Annotated in this window: 16 protein-coding genes; 12 read left to right on the top strand and 4 right to left on the bottom strand. The window is 39.1% G+C overall.

Going from position 1 to position 17039, the window contains the following annotated elements:
- Positions 1–46 precede the first annotated feature (46 nt).
- The gene (locus R2800_05410) at positions 47–1981 is read left to right on the top strand and encodes an ABC-F family ATP-binding cassette domain-containing protein (GenBank protein MEZ5016471.1); all 1935 of its coding nucleotides are present in this window, start codon (positions 47–49) and stop codon (positions 1979–1981) included.
- Between the two features lie 56 nt (positions 1982–2037).
- Entirely contained in the window at positions 2038–2529 is a 492-nt protein-coding gene (locus R2800_05405) for a YajQ family cyclic di-GMP-binding protein (GenBank protein MEZ5016470.1), read from the top strand.
- 43 nt (positions 2530–2572) lie between these two features.
- On the opposite strand, the gene rfbC is transcribed toward R2800_05405, so the two are convergent.
- On the bottom strand, positions 2573–3124 hold the full coding sequence (rfbC, locus tag R2800_05400; protein MEZ5016469.1) for a dTDP-4-dehydrorhamnose 3,5-epimerase: 552 nt from the start codon (positions 3122–3124) through the stop codon (positions 2573–2575).
- Positions 3124–4263, bottom strand: coding sequence for a DegT/DnrJ/EryC1/StrS family aminotransferase (locus R2800_05395; protein ID MEZ5016468.1), 1140 nt, complete (start codon positions 4261–4263; stop codon positions 3124–3126). The genes rfbC and R2800_05395 overlap by 1 nt, the downstream gene beginning before the upstream one ends.
- 145 nt (positions 4264–4408) lie before the next feature.
- Between R2800_05395 and R2800_05390 the strand changes: the two genes are divergently transcribed.
- Together R2800_05390 and R2800_05385 are read left to right on the top strand one after the other, a co-directional pair.
- Positions 4409–5173, top strand: a complete 765-nt coding sequence (locus tag R2800_05390; GenBank protein ID MEZ5016467.1) for a hypothetical protein — start codon at positions 4409–4411, stop codon at positions 5171–5173.
- An 11-nt stretch (positions 5174–5184) separates the two neighbouring features.
- Complete coding sequence (locus R2800_05385) at positions 5185–6447, top strand: glycosyltransferase N-terminal domain-containing protein (GenBank protein ID MEZ5016466.1); 1263 nt, start codon at positions 5185–5187, stop codon at positions 6445–6447.
- Here R2800_05385 and R2800_05380 read toward each other — a convergent pair.
- The gene (locus R2800_05380) at positions 6411–7004 is read right to left on the bottom strand and encodes a hypothetical protein (GenBank protein ID MEZ5016465.1); all 594 of its coding nucleotides are present in this window, start codon (positions 7002–7004) and stop codon (positions 6411–6413) included. The genes R2800_05385 and R2800_05380 overlap by 37 nt on opposite strands.
- A gap of 133 nt (positions 7005–7137) precedes the next feature.
- Here R2800_05380 and R2800_05375 point away from each other — a divergent pair, with 133 nt between their 5' ends.
- From R2800_05375 to R2800_05350, 6 genes are all read left to right on the top strand, one after another.
- Positions 7138–7608, top strand: a complete 471-nt coding sequence (locus tag R2800_05375; protein ID MEZ5016464.1) for a hypothetical protein — start codon at positions 7138–7140, stop codon at positions 7606–7608.
- 46 nt (positions 7609–7654) lie between these two features.
- Positions 7655–9115, top strand: a complete 1461-nt coding sequence (locus R2800_05370) for a TolC family protein (protein MEZ5016463.1) — start codon at positions 7655–7657, stop codon at positions 9113–9115.
- A gap of 6 nt (positions 9116–9121) precedes the next feature.
- The gene (locus tag R2800_05365) at positions 9122–9904 is read left to right on the top strand and encodes an inositol monophosphatase family protein (GenBank protein MEZ5016462.1); all 783 of its coding nucleotides are present in this window, start codon (positions 9122–9124) and stop codon (positions 9902–9904) included.
- A 19-nt stretch (positions 9905–9923) separates the two neighbouring features.
- Complete coding sequence (gene thiL / locus R2800_05360) at positions 9924–10967, top strand: thiamine-phosphate kinase (protein MEZ5016461.1); 1044 nt, start codon at positions 9924–9926, stop codon at positions 10965–10967.
- 56 nt (positions 10968–11023) lie between these two features.
- Positions 11024–11527: a calcium-binding EGF-like domain-containing protein gene (locus R2800_05355; GenBank protein MEZ5016460.1), complete on the top strand. Its 504-nt coding sequence runs from the start codon at positions 11024–11026 to the stop codon at positions 11525–11527.
- 85 nt (positions 11528–11612) lie between these two features.
- Positions 11613–12329 carry an ATP-binding cassette domain-containing protein gene (locus R2800_05350; protein ID MEZ5016459.1) on the top strand — a complete coding sequence of 239 codons (717 nt, stop codon included), beginning with the start codon at positions 11613–11615 and terminating at the stop codon, positions 12327–12329.
- Between the two features lie 49 nt (positions 12330–12378).
- Here the strand turns inward: R2800_05350 and R2800_05345 are convergent, their stop codons facing one another.
- The gene (locus R2800_05345) at positions 12379–13413 is read right to left on the bottom strand and encodes a PhoH family protein (GenBank protein MEZ5016458.1); all 1035 of its coding nucleotides are present in this window, start codon (positions 13411–13413) and stop codon (positions 12379–12381) included.
- Positions 13414–13775: 362 nt separating this feature from the next.
- Between R2800_05345 and R2800_05340 the strand changes: the two genes are divergently transcribed.
- Both R2800_05340 and R2800_05335 read left to right on the top strand, forming a co-directional pair.
- The gene (locus R2800_05340) at positions 13776–14588 is read left to right on the top strand and encodes an SDR family oxidoreductase (GenBank protein ID MEZ5016457.1); all 813 of its coding nucleotides are present in this window, start codon (positions 13776–13778) and stop codon (positions 14586–14588) included.
- 102 nt (positions 14589–14690) lie between these two features.
- Positions 14691–16973 carry a T9SS type A sorting domain-containing protein gene (locus R2800_05335; protein ID MEZ5016456.1) on the top strand — a complete coding sequence of 761 codons (2283 nt, stop codon included), beginning with the start codon at positions 14691–14693 and terminating at the stop codon, positions 16971–16973.
- Positions 16974–17039: the final 66 nt, after the last annotated feature.

Raw genomic sequence — 17039 nt, 5'->3', positions numbered from 1 at the left:
CAATAAGTATAAATGCTATGCTCTTCATTTGTAAATTTGCAGCCTTATGTTGATTTCGTTACAGAATATTTCATTTCATTTTGGCTCGAGAACTATACTAGATGGTGCTAATTGGCAAATAGGTGTAGGTGAGCGTATAGGTCTTGTAGGAAGCAATGGTGCGGGTAAGTCTACCTTGTTGAGGCTGATGACAGGAGAGTATCAGATAGATGGTGGTGCTATCAATAAGCCTAAAGATGTGAGTCTTGGCTTCTTTAATCAGGATCTATTGAGCTTTTCAACACAGGAATCTATCCTTACTGTTGGTATGCAGGCCTATGAAAGAGCTCATGAGCTGGAAAAAAAGATGCAATTGCTATTAACACAGCTGGAAGACAAGCCTGATGATGAACAGCTGTTGGATGAATATAGCCATGTATTACATGATTTTGAAGTGGCAGGTGGCTACGAGATGGAACATAAAACGGCCGAGGTGCTGGAAGGGCTTGGCTTCTCCACTAAGGATCTACAAAGACCATATGATGAGTTTAGTGGTGGCTGGAGAATGAGAGTGCTGTTGGCTAAAATGATGTTGCAACAACCCGATCTATTACTACTGGATGAGCCTACCAACCACTTAGACTTACCATCTATTGAATGGCTGGAGCGTTATTTACAAGCTTACCCAGGTAGTGTTGTTATTGTGTCTCACGATAGGTATTTCCTCGACAGAATGGTAAATAAGATCGTTGAGGTTTGGCAACAAAACTTATATCAATACACGGGTAACTATACTTTCTTCCAAAAAGAGAAGGCAGAAAGGATGGTGATGCAACAAAGAGAGTTTGAGAACCAGCAGGCATATATAAGGCAACAGGAGCGGTTTATTGAACGATTTAAGGCAAAGGCCTCTAAAGCGGCACAAGCGCAAAGTGCTATGAAGAAGTTGGATAAGCTGGATAGGGTTGAATCTCCAGATGCTTCGGTACCCGTGATGAACATCAACTTTGATGTGGCGGTACAGCCGGGTAAGATCATCTCCACGCTGAAAGGTGTAAGTAAGCGCTATGGAGAGCTGGAAATACTGGATAATACAGGTGCCGAAATAAATAGAGGAGACAAGATAGCGCTGATAGGTGCCAATGGTAAGGGTAAGTCTACTTTGTTGAGGATCATCGCAGGAGTAGAAGATGTGGATGGCGAAGTGAAAAAAGGGCATAATGTAGAAGAAAGCTTTTATGCGCAGCACCAACTGGAATCGCTTGGTTTAGAGCATGAGATACTGGAAGAGATGCTGGTGAGTGGAACAGGGAAAACTGAGTTGGAGTTAAGAATGCTATTGGGTTGTTTCTTGTTTAGTGGGGATGATGTGTTTAAGAAGATAAAAGTGCTGTCTGGTGGAGAGAAAGCCAGAGTCGCTTTAGCAAAGACCATTGCGATGAAGGGTAACTTCCTGATGCTGGATGAGCCTACCAACCACTTGGATATGCAATCGGTAGAAATGCTGATAGATGCCATGAATAAATATAAAGGCACATTTATATTGGTTTCTCACGACAGGTATTTTATCAGTAAGACCGCAAATAAAATATGGTATATAGAAGATAAGAAGATAAAAGAGTTTGTAGGGACGTATGATGAGTATGTCATTTTTGAACAAGAGAGAGAAAAGCGCAAGCAACCTGCTAAAGTAGTGGTTGAAGAAAAACCAAAAGAGCAAAAAAAGACCCAAGCCCAAACTGATGAGTTGCGAGAGTTGAGAAAGGAGCATCAGAAGAAGCAAAAGAAACTACAGAAGTTAGAAGAAGAAGTGTCTAAAATGCAAGAAGAAAAAACAAGGATAGAAGCACAGTTGGCTAACCCTGAGTTCTATGCAGATAAGGATAAGTTTTTGAAGCTAGACGAAGAGTACAAGATGCACACTCAGGCACTTGAGGTGCAAACAAAAGAATATGATAAACTCTTTGAAGAGCTGATACAACTGGAAGAGCAGCTGGACTAACCTTGCAGTTTTTAGCAAACTGATGTATCTTGATAAATACAATAAAATAAAATCATATGCCTTCATTAGATATTGTAAGTAAAGTAGACCTGCAAACTCTAGATAACGCTATAAATATTGCCAAAAAAGAGATTGAGAACCGTTATGATTTCAAAGGCTCTCATGTAGATATATCATTGAATAAGAAAGATATGACAGTGACTGTTGAAGTGGAGAGTGATATGCATATGAGACAGGTTGAAGATATCATTCTTACCAAAGCTATGCGTCAGGGTATCGAAGCTAATAGTTTCGATATGTCTAAGGAGGCTGCTGCTTCTGGTAAGCATTTGAAAAAACTGTTGAATGTAAAGAATGGATTGGATAGGGAGAATGCTAAAAAAGTGGTGAAGCTAATAAAGGATAGTAAGCTAAAGGTGACACCTGCTATTCAAGATGATCTGGTAAGAGTGTCGGGCAAAAAAATTGATGATCTACAGGAGGTAATGAAGATATGTAAATCTGCAGGCTTAGATGTGCCACTGCAATTTGTAAATATGAAATCATAATAAAAGGGCTACAATTTGTAGCCCTTTTATTATTTACCGTGGTTTAGAAACCACTATTATCATCTTTGAAGCTAGGTAGTACCAGGTCTTTTTCTGAGACTATAGCCTTGTTCAGGTCTATCTTCCAGTCGATCTTAAGGTCTGGGTCGTTATAGATAACACCACCTTCACTTGGTTTGTTATAAAGGTTATCGCATTTGTAGAATACCTCTGCTGTTTCGCTAAGAACAGAATAGCCATGAGCAAAACCTCTAGGAATCAAGAATTGTCTTTTGTTTTCAGCAGATAACTCAACTCCATACCACTGACCGTATGTTTTGCTGTCTTTTCTTAAGTCAACCACAACATCCCATATGGCACCTTCTAGCGCTCTTATCAGCTTTGTTTGTGCATGAGGCGCTTTTTGATAGTGCAAGCCACGAAGTACATTTATGGTAGAGCGTGCTTGGTTGTCTTGAACAAAAGTATTCGTAAAACCTGTAATATCTTTTAATGTATTTGCATTGAAGCTCTCGAAGAAGTAGCCTCTATCATCATTAAAGACATTAGGTTCTAATATGAATAATCCTTCAAATGGGGTTTCTATAGCTTTCATTATTTGCTTAGTTCGTTTACTATCTCAAGGAAGTTGGTTGTTATATAGGTCAACTCTTCATTGGTAAGTTCGGTATGTATTGGTAGTGATATAACGCAGTCCTGCAGCATATCTGTTACCGGTAGGTCGTAAGAAGCACCGCCAAATTCAGCCAACATCTTCTGCTTATGACAAGGAACAGGGTAGTATATCATAGAAGGGATATCGCGTTCCTCCAGTTTTGCTTTTACAGCGTCTCTATCAACATTTTTCAGTTGTAAGGTGTATTGATGGAAAACATGTTTGCTGTAAGCTGCTCTAAAAGGAGTAATAATATTATCACTTGCTTTAAAAGCATTATCATAAAAATCAGCGGCAGCTCTACGGGCATCACAATACTCATCCAAATGGCGAAGCTTGATACGAAGCACGGCAGCTTGTATATTATCCAATCGGCTATTGCAACCTACCATGTCATGGTAGTAGCGCTTTGATTGTCCGTGATTGGCGATCATTCTCAATTTGTCAGCTATGGCATCATCATTGGTGAACATAGCACCACCATCACCATAGCAACCCAAGTTTTTAGATGGGAAAAATGACGTGCAACCGATTAGGCCCATAGAGCCATTTTTTACAGTTTTTCCGTCAGAGAAAGTATAATCGCCACCTATAGCTTGTGCGTTGTCTTCTATAATAGGAAGGTTGTGCTCTTTAGCTACAGCCAATACAGCTTCCATATTAGCGCTCTGTCCATAAAGATGAACAGGTATTATAGCTTTGGTATTAGGAGTGATAGCCGCTTTTAAACCCTCTATATTCATAGTAAATGTATCAGCATCTACATCAACAAATACAGGTTTAAGTTTTAAAAGCGCAATTACCTCTACAGTAGCTATATAAGTATATGATGTTGTAATAATTTCATCGCCAGGCTGTACACCCAATGCCATTAAGGCTATTTGTAATGCATCAGTACCATTAGCACATGGTATTACATGTTTTACGCCCAAGTAATCAGCTAGCTCAGTAGAAAAATCTTTAACATGAGCTCCTCCAATAAACATAGTGCTGTCCAGCACCTCATGTATTGCGGCATCTACTTCTGGTTTTATCTTTTGGTATTGACGCTTTAGGTCTACCATTTGCAAGTTTTGCATAGCGGCTATTTTATGGGTGCAAACCTACAGCATAGCTATCATTAGTCAAAGTATTGTTATTTATATTATTGCAGTTTTATGATTGTGGTAACAGGGTGCTGCGCTAGAAATATATTATCTTCACCCCATAATTTTTGAGCGGAATATGAAGAAGCTACTACTATTACTAGTATTGGTAAGTTTTACAGCATTGGATACAACAGCCCAAGATGACCTTTTTGGTGCGCAGAAGTTGCCGGCAAGAAAAGGGTTTATCATTGGTGTCAATGGTAACTTTGATATACCTGCTGCTGATATGGCCGATCGTTTTGGTGCTAGTTATCGTATTGGTGGTCAGGTGTTGTATAAGTTAAAGTCCAACTGGGTTGTTGGTCCTAAGGTCGACTTTATACTAGGCGACAGGATCAGAGAAGACTCTTTGATGAGCAACATAAGAGATGAGTATGGGAATTTTCTCAATCAGGATGGAGAGAAAATGGGAGTTGCTACTTTTCAAAGAGGGTATATGATAGGCCTACAAGTAGGTAAGATCATTAATTTGTCGAAAACATCTAGTGATAACGGCATATTGGTAATGACCTCTGTAGGTTTTATGCAGCATAAGATCAATATCTTCGATAGAGATAAGACCATACCACAGCTAAGGGGAGATTATCTTAAAGGGTATGATAGATTGACGAATGGTCTTTTTGTTGAGCAGTTTGTTGGTTATACCTATTTTGCCAATAATGGTTTGGTCAACTTTAATATCGGTTTGGATATTGCGGCAGGTTTCACCAAGCTTCGTCGCGATTATCAATATGATCTGATGAGAGGAGATAATAGTAGTCGTTTAGACATACTATTTGGTATAAGAGGCGGTTGGTATATACCGATCTTTAAACGAAAATCTGAAGAATTCTTTTTCTAATACACCAGCCTATGTCTGCCATAATTTACTGGTTGGCAATACAGCTTTATGCTATTGTAGTGCGTATAGCAGCATTGTTTAACCCCAAGGCTAGAAGCTTCATTGCGGGTAGAGAAGGGTTGTTGAGCACAATTAGATATGCGCTTGTCAATGAAAGGCGTCCAAGAATATGGATACATTGTGCTTCTGTAGGAGAGTTTGAGCAAGGGAGGCCGCTAATAGTACAGCTAAGGGAAAAATATCCCAATTACGCTTTTGTACTCACTTTCTTCTCTCCATCGGGTTATGAGTTGAGAAAGGACTACGAAGGAGTAGACTATGTTTTCTACATGCCATTTGATGGGTTGTATAATGCTAAGAAGTTTGTGAAAATGGTCAAGCCAGAGTTGGCTATTTTTGTCAAATACGAGTTATGGTATTTCTATCTAAGACAACTAGCCAAAAGAGGAGTGCCAACTATATTAGCGTCTGCAATATTTAGAAAAAAGCAATTGTTCTTTAAATGGTATGGGGTGCTGCATCGCAGAATGCTTCATGTTTTCGAACACATCTTTGTGCAAGATGTAGGTTCCCTGCATTTATTAAATAGTGTAAATATTGATAATGTATCAGTAAGTGGAGATACAAGGTTTGATAGGGTTATCAATGCCAATAAGCAAATAGAATTTTCGCACGATATTATAGAAAGTTTTACCGCTGACCACAAGGTGATAGTAGCGGGCAGCACTTGGCCAGCAGATGAGCGTTTACTGAAAGAGGTAGTAAGTAAACTTCCTAGAAAATGGAGAATAATACTAGTGCCTCACGAGGTGCATGATGCCCATATTGAGTATATAGAGACACTGTTTAAGGGTAATACTATACGATGGACAGAGTGGGAAACCCGCGCCGATAAAGACAAGCAGGTGTTGATAGTAGACAAGATGGGGCTTTTGTTGAAACTATATCAGTTTGCCGATGTGGCTTGGATAGGCGGAGGAGTAGGTAAAACAGGACTCCACAATACCTTGGAGGCAGCAGTATTCGGCAAACCTATAATTCATGGCGAAAACTTTAGCAAATTTAAAGAGGCGAAAGACCTTATTGAATTGAATGCATCTTTTGCTGTGAGGAAAGCCACAGAAGTAATTGATCTACTCGATCATTGGGAAAAAGATACAGCAGCATACAGCTTGGCCTGTAAGAACGCGCATAGCTATGTATTATCGAATGCTGGTGCTACGGCTACTATTATGGATCATATAGCAGCAAAGAAGTTGCTGACCGTATCGTAGAACATCTTTACAGAGTCACTATCCTCATTCCAGTTTCTTTCTTTACTTACTTCATGCTCCAGCCATTCTAACGCAGGTGCGGCAGTGTCGAAAGTGTTTATATGGCCGATCACTTCATCGTACGCAGTAGTGTCATTATCAAATAGCTCACTGATGAATTGGTACTTGTCATTGATGCCGATGAACTTTTTTATGTTTTTATTCGCGGGTAATGGTGCATTGACAACAGGCAGTGGAGTAGGGGCAACGTCAGCAACCTCCGTTGTTTGAGGTGCCTCTTTTTCTTCAAGGGGTGCAGCATCGTTATCTTCTATTTGTTGTACTACTGTAGGTTCTGGTGCGTGTGGAGCTTCGGCTTCTTTGGGTTGCTCTTCCGTTTTCGGTTTTTCTGCTACAGTGCTATTGCTGGTATAGACTTTTTTGTTTCTCAGTTCAGTAAGGTCAGCGTAGAGTACCTTTGTATAATCCAGCATGAGGTCTACCTCTATTAGATCTATTTTTTCTGCTTTTCTTGATAGGTCTGCCAGTTTATTAAGTAGAACATTGATACGCTGCATAAAAGGTTAATTTATAACAAAAATATTGCTGTGTGTATAGTTTCCAATTTTCAATTGAGTAATTTAAGCATCATTATTCAAATACGTACTTTCGCAGAGTAGTTTTTTGAGAAATACAGTATTCAAATTATATATGGCAGAAAAGAAAAGACCAAAGAGGTCGGTAAAGAAACAGGAAGTACAAGCTACTACAATTGTAGACAGAAGTGAAATAGATAAGCATGTGATCGATCTAGTGCTCCGCACTTTATATAACAATGCTGATATAGATGTGTTGCATCTGGAAGATGATATATATAAACCCGCAAAAGTTCAGATACCGCATAAAGAAGCAGAGAGGCTTTGGGAGGTAATGACCAGTACGGGCTTAATAAAACCCGTTGTTGGTTATGGCAATTCCGGTAAAATAGAATTGACCAGATCAGGTTATCAATTAATGGCTCAGTTTGGTGGGTATATTGCTTATGTAGAGTCTCTTAAAAGACCTGAAGAGATGCAGACATTGGAAGAAGAAGAGCATGGTAAAGGCGACTGTGAAGAAGTGACTCCAGTAGAAGACAAAAAAGCTAAGGATAAAGAAAAAACTGAAAAGAAACCTAAATAATAAGCGCCGTTTTAATACTAGTGCTTTTTTAAACTATTTTTGCACCATGTTGAGAGTATTGTGCACTTTATTAGGTGTATGTTTATTGTCTATCAATTCTTCTGCACAAGTAGAGGGTGGTACTTGGTCTTTGCAAGAAGCTATTTCTTATGCGCTCGACCATAATATCTCTATAAAGCAAAATGTACTCAATCAGAGGCTCTCTAAACTGACGCTAAGACAAAGTCAATTGTCTCAGCTGCCCAATGTGAATGCTAACTCTACTCTAGGGCGCAGTTATGGTAGATCGGTAGACCCTACATCCAACCAGTTTGTTGATGGCTCTAGCTACGATTTCCTTTCTTTATCTGGTAATGTAGATGTGCTTGTTTTTGGTTGGTTTCAGAGAAGAAATACCATAGCACAGAATAAGTTCTCCTTAAGAGCTGCCTCAGCAGATCTGGAGCAGCTAAAGAATGATGTGTCTTTGAACGTAGCTACAGGGTATCTACGTGCCTTGTTGGCTAAAGAGCAAGTAGCGATCAATGAGAAGCAAGTAAGTCTATCGTTAGCACAATTGAAGCAAACTCGACAATTTGCTGAAGCCGGTAGGCTACCAGAGCTAAATGTAGCGCAGCTGGAGTCTCAATTGGCTACAGATAGTTCAAGTCTTATCACAGCAATAACTAATTATAACGCTGCTATACTAGATATAAAGGCCATACTCAATCTAGATTTTGAAGAGCCTTTTGATGTCTATGTGCCCGATGTAGCTATTGGCGAAGTAATAAATATAGCAGGTTTATCGCCTGAGGATATCTATATAGAGGCGCTACAGCATTTTGGCAGCATAGAAGGTAGCGAATATCGTTTGAAAGCAGCTAAGAAAGGTTTTGCAGCATCTAAAAGTGCGCTACTGCCTAAACTCTCTTTGGGGGCACAGTTGGGTAGCAACTGGTCGAGCAACTTAAAGGAATTTACTGGCTTTACGCCTACAGGTACAAGGGCTACAGGTGATTTTGTGCCTATAAGGGTGCAGGCATTCAATTTGGATACATTGCTACCCGTGTTTCAGCAGGTAGGTACTTTTGCTACAAGGGATGTGCCGTTGCAACAACAGTTGGATAATAACTTCAGGCAAACGGTAACCTTGAATTTGAATATACCTCTTTTCAATGGTTGGCAAGCACAGACAGCTGCTAAGCAGGCTAGGATAAATGTACAGACACAAGAGCTTAATAAATATCAAGCAGAGCTAAAGCTGAAGCAAGACGTGTATAAAGCATACAACGATGCTAAAAATGCGTTGCAGAAGTACAATGCTGCCAATAGAGCAATGGTAGCAGCTACCAGAGCGTATGATTTTGCGGAGAAACGCTATGAGCTTGGCTTGACCAACACTATCGAGTATTTAACAACACAGAATAATCAGTTTTCGGCAGCAGCTAACTTTGCTAGTGCTAAATATGACCTTATCTTTAAGCTAAAGGTGATTGATTATTATTTAGGGAAAGAGATAAAACTATAATTGCACATGTCGGAACTCAAATCGGTGATACTTACTGCTGCTAAAGAGGCTGGCGCAATAATAAAGGAATATTTTGAAGGTAGCTTTACTGTAGAAAACAAGGGTACGATCAATAATCTTGTTACCGAAGTAGATAAGCATGCCGAAGCAAAGATCATCGCCATTATTAAAGAGACGTTCCCAACACACAATATTTTAAGTGAGGAGATAGGTGCTATAAATCAAGAATCGGAATACCAATGGATAATAGATCCTATAGACGGCACGGTTAATTTTGCCCATAGTATACCTATCTGTTGCGTGAGCATAGCAGTAAAGCATAAAAATGAGTTATTGCTAGGAGTTGTTTACAACCCTATACTCAATGAGTTGTTTTTTGCGGAAAAGGGTAAAGGCGCATTTTTAAATGATAAGCCGATCTCCGTATCTGAAAAATCGGAGTTTAAAAAGGCTTGTTTGGTAACAGGTTTTCCTTATAAATGGCCTAAGACCTATGAGCATCCAATAAAGGTATTCGAACGTTTTATTATGGAAGGGCTACCCGTACGTCGTTTAGGCTCTGCAGCTATCGACCTATGTTGGGTGGCTTGTGGTCGTTTCGATGGTTTTTGGGAGTATAACCTTAACCCGTGGGATATTGCAGCCGGTTATCTTATTGTATTAGAAGCGGGTGGTAAGGTGTCTAATTTTGATGGAGACCCATATAGTGTTTTCGATAAAGAGACACTAGCTACCAATGGCTTGATACATAATGATATGTTGAGCGTAATACACGGTATATCTAAATAATTTTTACAAATAATATATAATGGAAGAACGTACTGAAATATCTACGTTAGGAGAATTTGGTCTAATTGAACACCTTACAAAAAACAATGAAACCAACCAGTCTAGTACATTGTTGAGTGTAGGAGATGATGCTGCAGTTATAGACCAGTTTGGCAGGCAAACTGTAGTGTCTTCCGATATGCTGGTTGAGGGCATCCATTTCGATCTAATGTACACGCCGTTAAGGCATTTAGGCTATAAATCTGTTGTGGTCAACTTGTCTGATATATGTGCTATGATGGCAACGCCAACACAGGTATTAGTGAATGTGGCGCTTTCTAATAAAATATCCCTTGAAGCAATAGATGAGTTCTACGAAGGGGTATATGCCGCTTGTAAAAAATATAATGTAGACTTGGTAGGAGGAGATACGACCAGCTCTCTGAAAGGGTTTGTGATAAGTGTAACGGCAATAGGAGAAGTAGCACCTGATAAATATGTAGCAAGAAGTGGCGCTCAGGATGGCGACCTTATTTGCGTTTCGGGTGATCTTGGTGGCGCTTATTTGGGCTTACAGTTGCTAGAGCGTGAAAAAGGCATATTCTTGGAAAGTCCAGGTGTACAACCCGATCTTGGTAATAGAGCCTATACTGTTGGTCGTTTCTTAAAGCCTGAACCAAGAACTGATATTGTTACTTGGCTGGAGGAGCAGAAAATAGTGCCAACTTCAATGATAGATGTGAGTGATGGGCTTAGTTCTGAATTGTTGCATCTGTGCAAGTCTAGCGATGTGGGCTGTGTCTTATATGAAAATAAGATACCTTTTCATGATGAAACTAAGGAGGTGTCGGTAGAGTTTGGCATTGGGCCAACTATTTGTGCTCTTAGTGGTGGGGAAGATTACGAGTTGTTGTTCACTATAAAGCAGTCGGATTATGAAAAAATAACTATGAGTGAGCAGATAAGTGTGATAGGCTATATCACTAATAAAGAGGCTGGTACGAAGATGCAGGCTACTGGTGGTAAGGCTCACGATTTGATTGCACAGGGCTGGAATATTTTTGATAAAGAAAATAATGACTAAGCCTTTACATAGTCAATAATTTTTGTATTTTGGCGTAAATAACATTAATTCATAGCATGAAGTTTTGGAAATATCCTTTGATTACTGTTCTTGCATTCTTCGGAATCGCATCTACTGTATTATATACATCTTGTGAGCAAGATAGCTGTCTTGTATTAAGATGTAGAAATGGCGCAACTTGCGCGGGAGGCTTCTGTCAATGCCCTGACGGTTATGAAGGTCAGGAATGCGGATATGCTGCTATTCAACGTTTTGTAGGTGTTTATGATGGCATCACACAATATCAAGGTGTTCCTAGCTTTACAGACTCAGGAGTAGTATTTGTAGTGAAAACACCTAATGTGATAGGTATGTACAAGCACAGTGCTCCTCAAGATACTATCATTGGTACTATTAGCGGTGAAGAAGTGATCGTTGATGATGCTAACAACAACAGGTATGCTCGTATTCATATGGCTACACCTACACAGGTTGTATTCTATCTTAACGAAAAGGTTAAAGATTCTACTATAATCACCACCTTTAGAGGTAACCTAAGACCAGGTACTAGTCTTCGATAATTATATTATTTTCTATATGAAATGCCGGGATGTTTTCCGGCATTTTTTTATGCAATGTGCTTCACAAAATCATTAGATTTGCTTCATGTCAATAAAGGTAACATCACTAACTAAGGTATATGGCAGTCAGAAGGCTGTAAATGATATTAGTTTTGAGTTAAAGAAAGGGGAGATCGTTGGATTTTTAGGGCCTAATGGGGCAGGAAAATCTACTACGATGAAAATGATCACGGGCTATCTTCCACCTACAAAAGGTGATATCTCAGTATGTGGCTTTGAGGTACAGAAGCAGCCTATGGAGGTGCGCAAACGTGTTGGTTATTTGCCGGAGGCCAATCCGCTTTATTTTGATATGTATGTGAGAGAATATCTTGAGTTTAGTGCAGGTATTCATGGTCTTGGTTCAAAAGCCAAAGAGCGTATTGCTGAAATGATCACGTTAACGGGCTTGACCAAAGAGGCACATAAAAGAATAGGCATGCTCTCAAAAGGATATAAACAACGTGTAGGCTTAGCCCAAGCTATGCTGCACGATCCTGAAGTGTTGATACTGGATGAGCCTACGTCAGGCCTTGACCCCAACCAAATTATCGAGATAAGAGAATTGATATCTAATATAGGTAAAGAGAAAACAGTATTGCTATCTACACATATCATGCAAGAAGTAGAAGCAATGTGTAGCAGGGTCATCATTATCAATAATGGTACACTTGTAGCCGATGATGCTATTGAAACATTGAAAGGGGACAGAAGTCTTGAAGATGTTTTCCGTTCACTTACTATGAAAGAAGCCGTATCGTAAAAAGCTTATTATACACAATGAGAAAGAGGAGCATTTAGCTCCTCTTTTTTTATTCATTCATTGAGTCAGATGATCTCTTTAATTTCTGAAATTTCTCTTTGTTCTCCCTTTCACGCTTTTCTTTACGTTCGTCATCGGCATTATAGGCTTTGATGATCTGCTTCACTAATCGGTGTCTTACTACGTCTGCCTCGTCAAGCTGTACATAGCCAATACCGTCTATGTCCTTTAATATTCTTGACGCTTTATATAAACCTGAAGTTTGATTTTTAGGCAGGTCAATTTGTGTTAAGTCACCCGTAATAATAGCTTTTGCTGAAGGACCAATACGCGTTAAGAACATTTTTAATTGTAGGTCAGTAGCATTTTGTGATTCGTCCAGAATAATAAATGCGTTGTCCAATGTTCTACCTCTCATATAAGCCAGCGGAGCTATCTCTATGATACGGTTAGCCATATAATAGTTCAGCTTGTCTGAAGGTATCATATCGTCCAGTGCATCGTATAAAGGCCTTAAATAAGGGTCTATCTTTTCTTTAAGGTCACCTGGTAAGAAACCCAAGCTTTCGCCTGCCTCTACAGCGGGGCGGGTAAGTATGATCTTTCGTACTGATTTGTTTTTCAAAGCACGAACAGCTAGTGCTACAGCCGTGTAGGTTTTACCCGTACCTGCCGGACCAACGGCGAATACCACGTCATTCTGTTCAGATGCATTGGTTAGTATTTTCTGATTTTGTGTTTTTGCACGTATTACCTTACCGTTAGGGCCAAAAACAATGATATTGTCATTGTTGCTGGCGTCAAGGCTTTCTTTCATAGGGTTGCCTTCATCTTCGTCTCCAAGTATTTGTGCAAAATAACTTTCTGATAGGTGGCCGTTGCGCTCTAAGTATTTGATAACCTGTTCAATTCTGTTTTGCGCATTTTTTACTTCGTCACCTTTGCCCGCAAGTTTTATCTGCGTGCCCCTTGATAGTATTTTTAGTAGTGGAAACTTACGTTTCAAAATATCAAACTTACTATTGTTGACACCAAAAAACTCAATAGGATCTACCGTCTCTAAATTTATTATCGTTTCTGTCAATGTGCTTAGGTTTTACTTGTTAACTAAATATACTGAATCTTGCCCATGCACGGTGTTAACTTAATGTCAAATAGACCTATGGCTGTAGTCGGGTCATTTTATCTACAGGGTGTTACTATCTATTGTACAGTCAATCCATTGGTTGCACTCTTGCATACAGTTTTTATTCCTTGTTATACCTCATTATCGTTGGTCGATATTGTACCTGAGGTTTCCCGTCTCTATGAAATTAAAAATATTGTTTGCTCTTTTCGGGTCAATTTATCAACCTCTGTGCATATCTTTTATGATCGTTCAATAAGTCTTTCTTTTAGAATAATTTAGCTTAAAGTCTATTTTTGTACGAACTGCAATTGATCAATATGTATTCTTTAAAAAATAAAGTAGTAGTAGTTACAGGTGCTTCTTCGGGTATAGGAAAGGCTTTGGCCGATGAAGCTTTGCATAGGGGAGCAAAAGTGGCTGTTTGTGCACGTAGTATAGATAAGCTGAAGAAGATCTATGACCATGATGACTCTTTAGTACATATTCATGAAGCAGATGTAAGTAAAGCAGAAGACTGCAAAGAATTTATTGAAACCGTAATGGAGAAATGGGGTGGTATTGATGTATTGATAAACAATGCGGGTATCAGTATGCGTGCCTTGTTCGAATATACAGACCTAAAGGTTATAGAAGAGCTAATGAACATCAACTTTTGGGGTACAGTCTATTGCACAAAACATGCGGTTACTTCTATCAAACAAAGAAAAGGAACTATAGTTGGTGTTTCCTCAATAGCAGGCTACAGAGGCTTGCCGGGTAGAACAGGGTACTCTGCTTCTAAATTTGCCATGCAGGGTTTCTTAGAATCTTTAAGAACAGAATTACTGCATACGGGCGCCAACGTAATGTGGGTAGCACCTAATTTCACTTCTTCCAATATTAGAAATGTAGCCCGCAGCGCAGATGGCTCGGCACAAAAAGAAACACCCTTAGATGAGAAAAAACTAATGAGCTCGGAAGAGTGTGCTCGCCTGATATTAAATGCTGTAGAGCAACGTAAACGCACGCTGGTAATGACAGCACAGGGTAAACTTACGGTATGGGTCAACAGGCTATTTGCCAACTTAGCCGACAAGTTAGTGTACAAGCACTTTCTAAAAGAGCCTAATTCTCCATTAGCAGATTATTAAAAATGTATAAAGAAAGCAACTGTAACCAACGGTTATAGAAGATATAATGTCTTAATTATATAGACGTTATACGTATCTTTATTCTAATTCAACATTTCACATATGAAAAATGTTATATCTGTAGGTTTGTCATTATTACTATCTGCTATAGTGGCTACGCCATTATATGCACAGAAAGATGGTGATATCTTTAAAAAGCAAACAGGACCTTATATAAAAAATGGCACCGGTCAAAAAGCATTGGGCTGGGCCGGAGGCTTTAATAACCCTCAATTTGCTTTAGGTGATATTAACCAAGATGGTACGCAAGACCTTGTAATATATGAGCATGGCTTTGGGGTAAAGACATTTGTAGGAAATGGTGCCGGAGGTTATATCTACAGACCTGAATTTGAAAATAACTTCCCGGATAACATAACAGGTTACTTGAAGCTAATTGATTATAATGGTGATATGGTACCAGACTTGGTACACAGGGGGAGTACTGGTTTTGCCATTCATAAAGGGTATTATGATAATAAGCAGCTGAAATTTACTTTTTATAGAAACCTATATTACAACTCTACTGTAACTGGTTTAACCAATGCTTATGTAGAGCCGAATACAGATATTCCTATTGTAATAGATATAGATAAGGATGGAGATGTGGATTTCCTTTCTTATGAATTCTCTGGTTCACGTATCAGCTATTATCGCAATTGTAGAATAGAAGATGGTTTACCTCCTGATAGTATTCGTATTTGTTTGAAAGACCTTTGTTGGGGTAGAACCAACCAACCGTATGATAGAACACACTTTTTAGGTTCATTATGTACTTCCAAGCAAAATACCTTCAGTACTTGTAAGGGATGCCCTCCACCGTCGGGCCAAAAGCCTACACACGTAGGCAATACGTTATGTGCTTTTGATTCGGATGGAGATGGTGACTATGATGTGCTGAATGGTAATATATCGTTCCCTGATGTACAGTATTTTCAAAATGGTAAAGTAGATTATGGTTTAGGTCTTTTGGATAGTATGATCAGCCAAGACACCATTTGGGATAGTAATGGGGTAGAAGCTATAACTAAGAACTTCCCTGCAGCTTTTTGGCTAGATATAGATGCTGATGGCGATAATGATATCATTATCTCTCCACATGAAGAGCTAACAGAAAACTATAAGAGCGCTTTGTTTTATGAAAATGAAGGCACAAACGCTAATCCAAACTTTATTTATAAAACAGACGAGTACCTGGTAAGAGATATGATAGATCTAGGCTCAGGTGCTTATCCTACATTATACGACTATGATAAGGATGGTAAACTAGACCTTTTTATTGGTTCTGATGGCTTTTATCAAAGTAATGGTACTTACAAAAGCAAGGTAGCTTATTATAAAAATACATCTACAGGTACTACTACATCTTTCGAAATGGTTACCGATGACTTCCTTAACCTTGAGGCGATGAATTTTGTTGGTATGGCCTTAGCATTTGGAGATATTGATGGCGATACTTTGGATGATATGGTTATCGGAAAAACAGATGGTACACTTGCGCTGTATTTAAACACGGCTACCAGTAGTACTGTACAGCCTGTATGGACACTGTATCAACAAGCTATTACACTGTTAGGAGCAATTAGTCCTTTTGATGCAGGTGATTTTGCAGCACCTTGTATTTATGATATTGATAAGGATGGTGATAATGATATCATCGTAGGTAACCAGTTGGGAGATCTAATACATCTTAAAAACAATGGTAGCACATCTGGCAATATAGCTTTCCTGAAAGGAAGTGATAATCTTGGTGGCGTGAAGATCAACGAGAAAGGACAAGTATATGGTTATTCAGCACCATATATAGGACCAATAGACAATACAGGTATAGACTATTTAATGGTGGGTACCAATAATGGTCATGTTTTTAGATTTGATGGATTTCAGAGTGGAAATATAACCACACCGTTCACAAGAATAGACTCTTTATACTCTTATGTAAGTGTTCATAATAGGGCAGTGCCAACATTTGGTAATATAGATAATAGCTCTGACGGCTTGTATGAAATGATAGTAGGCAACTTCCTTGGTGGTGTAAACTATTATAGACAAACAGCACCTGTGAGCGTGAACGATGTTCTGAATGGTAACATGGCTGATGTGAAAGTATATCCTAACCCTACTAAAGATATCTTGAATATAACATGGGGTACTGATTTTGCAAAAGCAAGAACTGTAAGTGTAAAAGTAGTTTCTATTACAGGGCAAACTCTAGTATCTAAAGAATATGGTGCAGAAGAAAAGACCGGACAACTTTCAGTGAGCAACCTGCCTTCAGGTATGTATTATTGTATAGTTGTAGCTAGTGGCAATAAAACAGTTAAGCCTGTGGTGATCGTTAGGTAGCATTTAAGGAAAGACCATAAATATAAAAAGCCCCGAATTTCGGGGCTTTATTATTGTGTGTATTGT

This window comes from Flavipsychrobacter sp., from assembly GCA_041392855.1.
In the GTDB taxonomy this organism is placed as follows: Bacteria; Bacteroidota; Bacteroidia; order Chitinophagales; family Chitinophagaceae; genus UBA5543.
The sequence above is the reverse complement of the archived record's forward strand: the minus strand, read 5'-3'. Positions and strand labels throughout refer to the sequence as shown.

Coding starts and splice junctions, on each gene's coding strand:
- R2800_05385 (MEZ5016466.1), top strand. CDS start 5,185: ATGTCTGCCATAATTTACTGGTTGGCAATACAGCTTTATGCTATTGTA.
- rfbC (MEZ5016469.1), bottom strand. CDS start 3,124: ATGAAAGCTATAGAAACCCCATTTGAAGGATTATTCATATTAGAACCT.
- R2800_05405 (MEZ5016470.1), top strand. CDS start 2,038: ATGCCTTCATTAGATATTGTAAGTAAAGTAGACCTGCAAACTCTAGAT.
- R2800_05355 (MEZ5016460.1), top strand. CDS start 11,024: ATGAAGTTTTGGAAATATCCTTTGATTACTGTTCTTGCATTCTTCGGA.
- R2800_05395 (MEZ5016468.1), bottom strand. CDS start 4,263: ATGCAAAACTTGCAAATGGTAGACCTAAAGCGTCAATACCAAAAGATA.
- R2800_05365 (MEZ5016462.1), top strand. CDS start 9,122: ATGTCGGAACTCAAATCGGTGATACTTACTGCTGCTAAAGAGGCTGGC.
- thiL (MEZ5016461.1), top strand. CDS start 9,924: ATGGAAGAACGTACTGAAATATCTACGTTAGGAGAATTTGGTCTAATT.
- R2800_05340 (MEZ5016457.1), top strand. CDS start 13,776: ATGTATTCTTTAAAAAATAAAGTAGTAGTAGTTACAGGTGCTTCTTCG.
- R2800_05380 (MEZ5016465.1), bottom strand. CDS start 7,004: ATGCAGCGTATCAATGTTCTACTTAATAAACTGGCAGACCTATCAAGA.
- R2800_05335 (MEZ5016456.1), top strand. CDS start 14,691: ATGAAAAATGTTATATCTGTAGGTTTGTCATTATTACTATCTGCTATA.
- R2800_05350 (MEZ5016459.1), top strand. CDS start 11,613: ATGTCAATAAAGGTAACATCACTAACTAAGGTATATGGCAGTCAGAAG.
- R2800_05390 (MEZ5016467.1), top strand. CDS start 4,409: ATGAAGAAGCTACTACTATTACTAGTATTGGTAAGTTTTACAGCATTG.
- R2800_05410 (MEZ5016471.1), top strand. CDS start 47: ATGTTGATTTCGTTACAGAATATTTCATTTCATTTTGGCTCGAGAACT.
- R2800_05370 (MEZ5016463.1), top strand. CDS start 7,655: ATGTTGAGAGTATTGTGCACTTTATTAGGTGTATGTTTATTGTCTATC.
- R2800_05375 (MEZ5016464.1), top strand. CDS start 7,138: ATGGCAGAAAAGAAAAGACCAAAGAGGTCGGTAAAGAAACAGGAAGTA.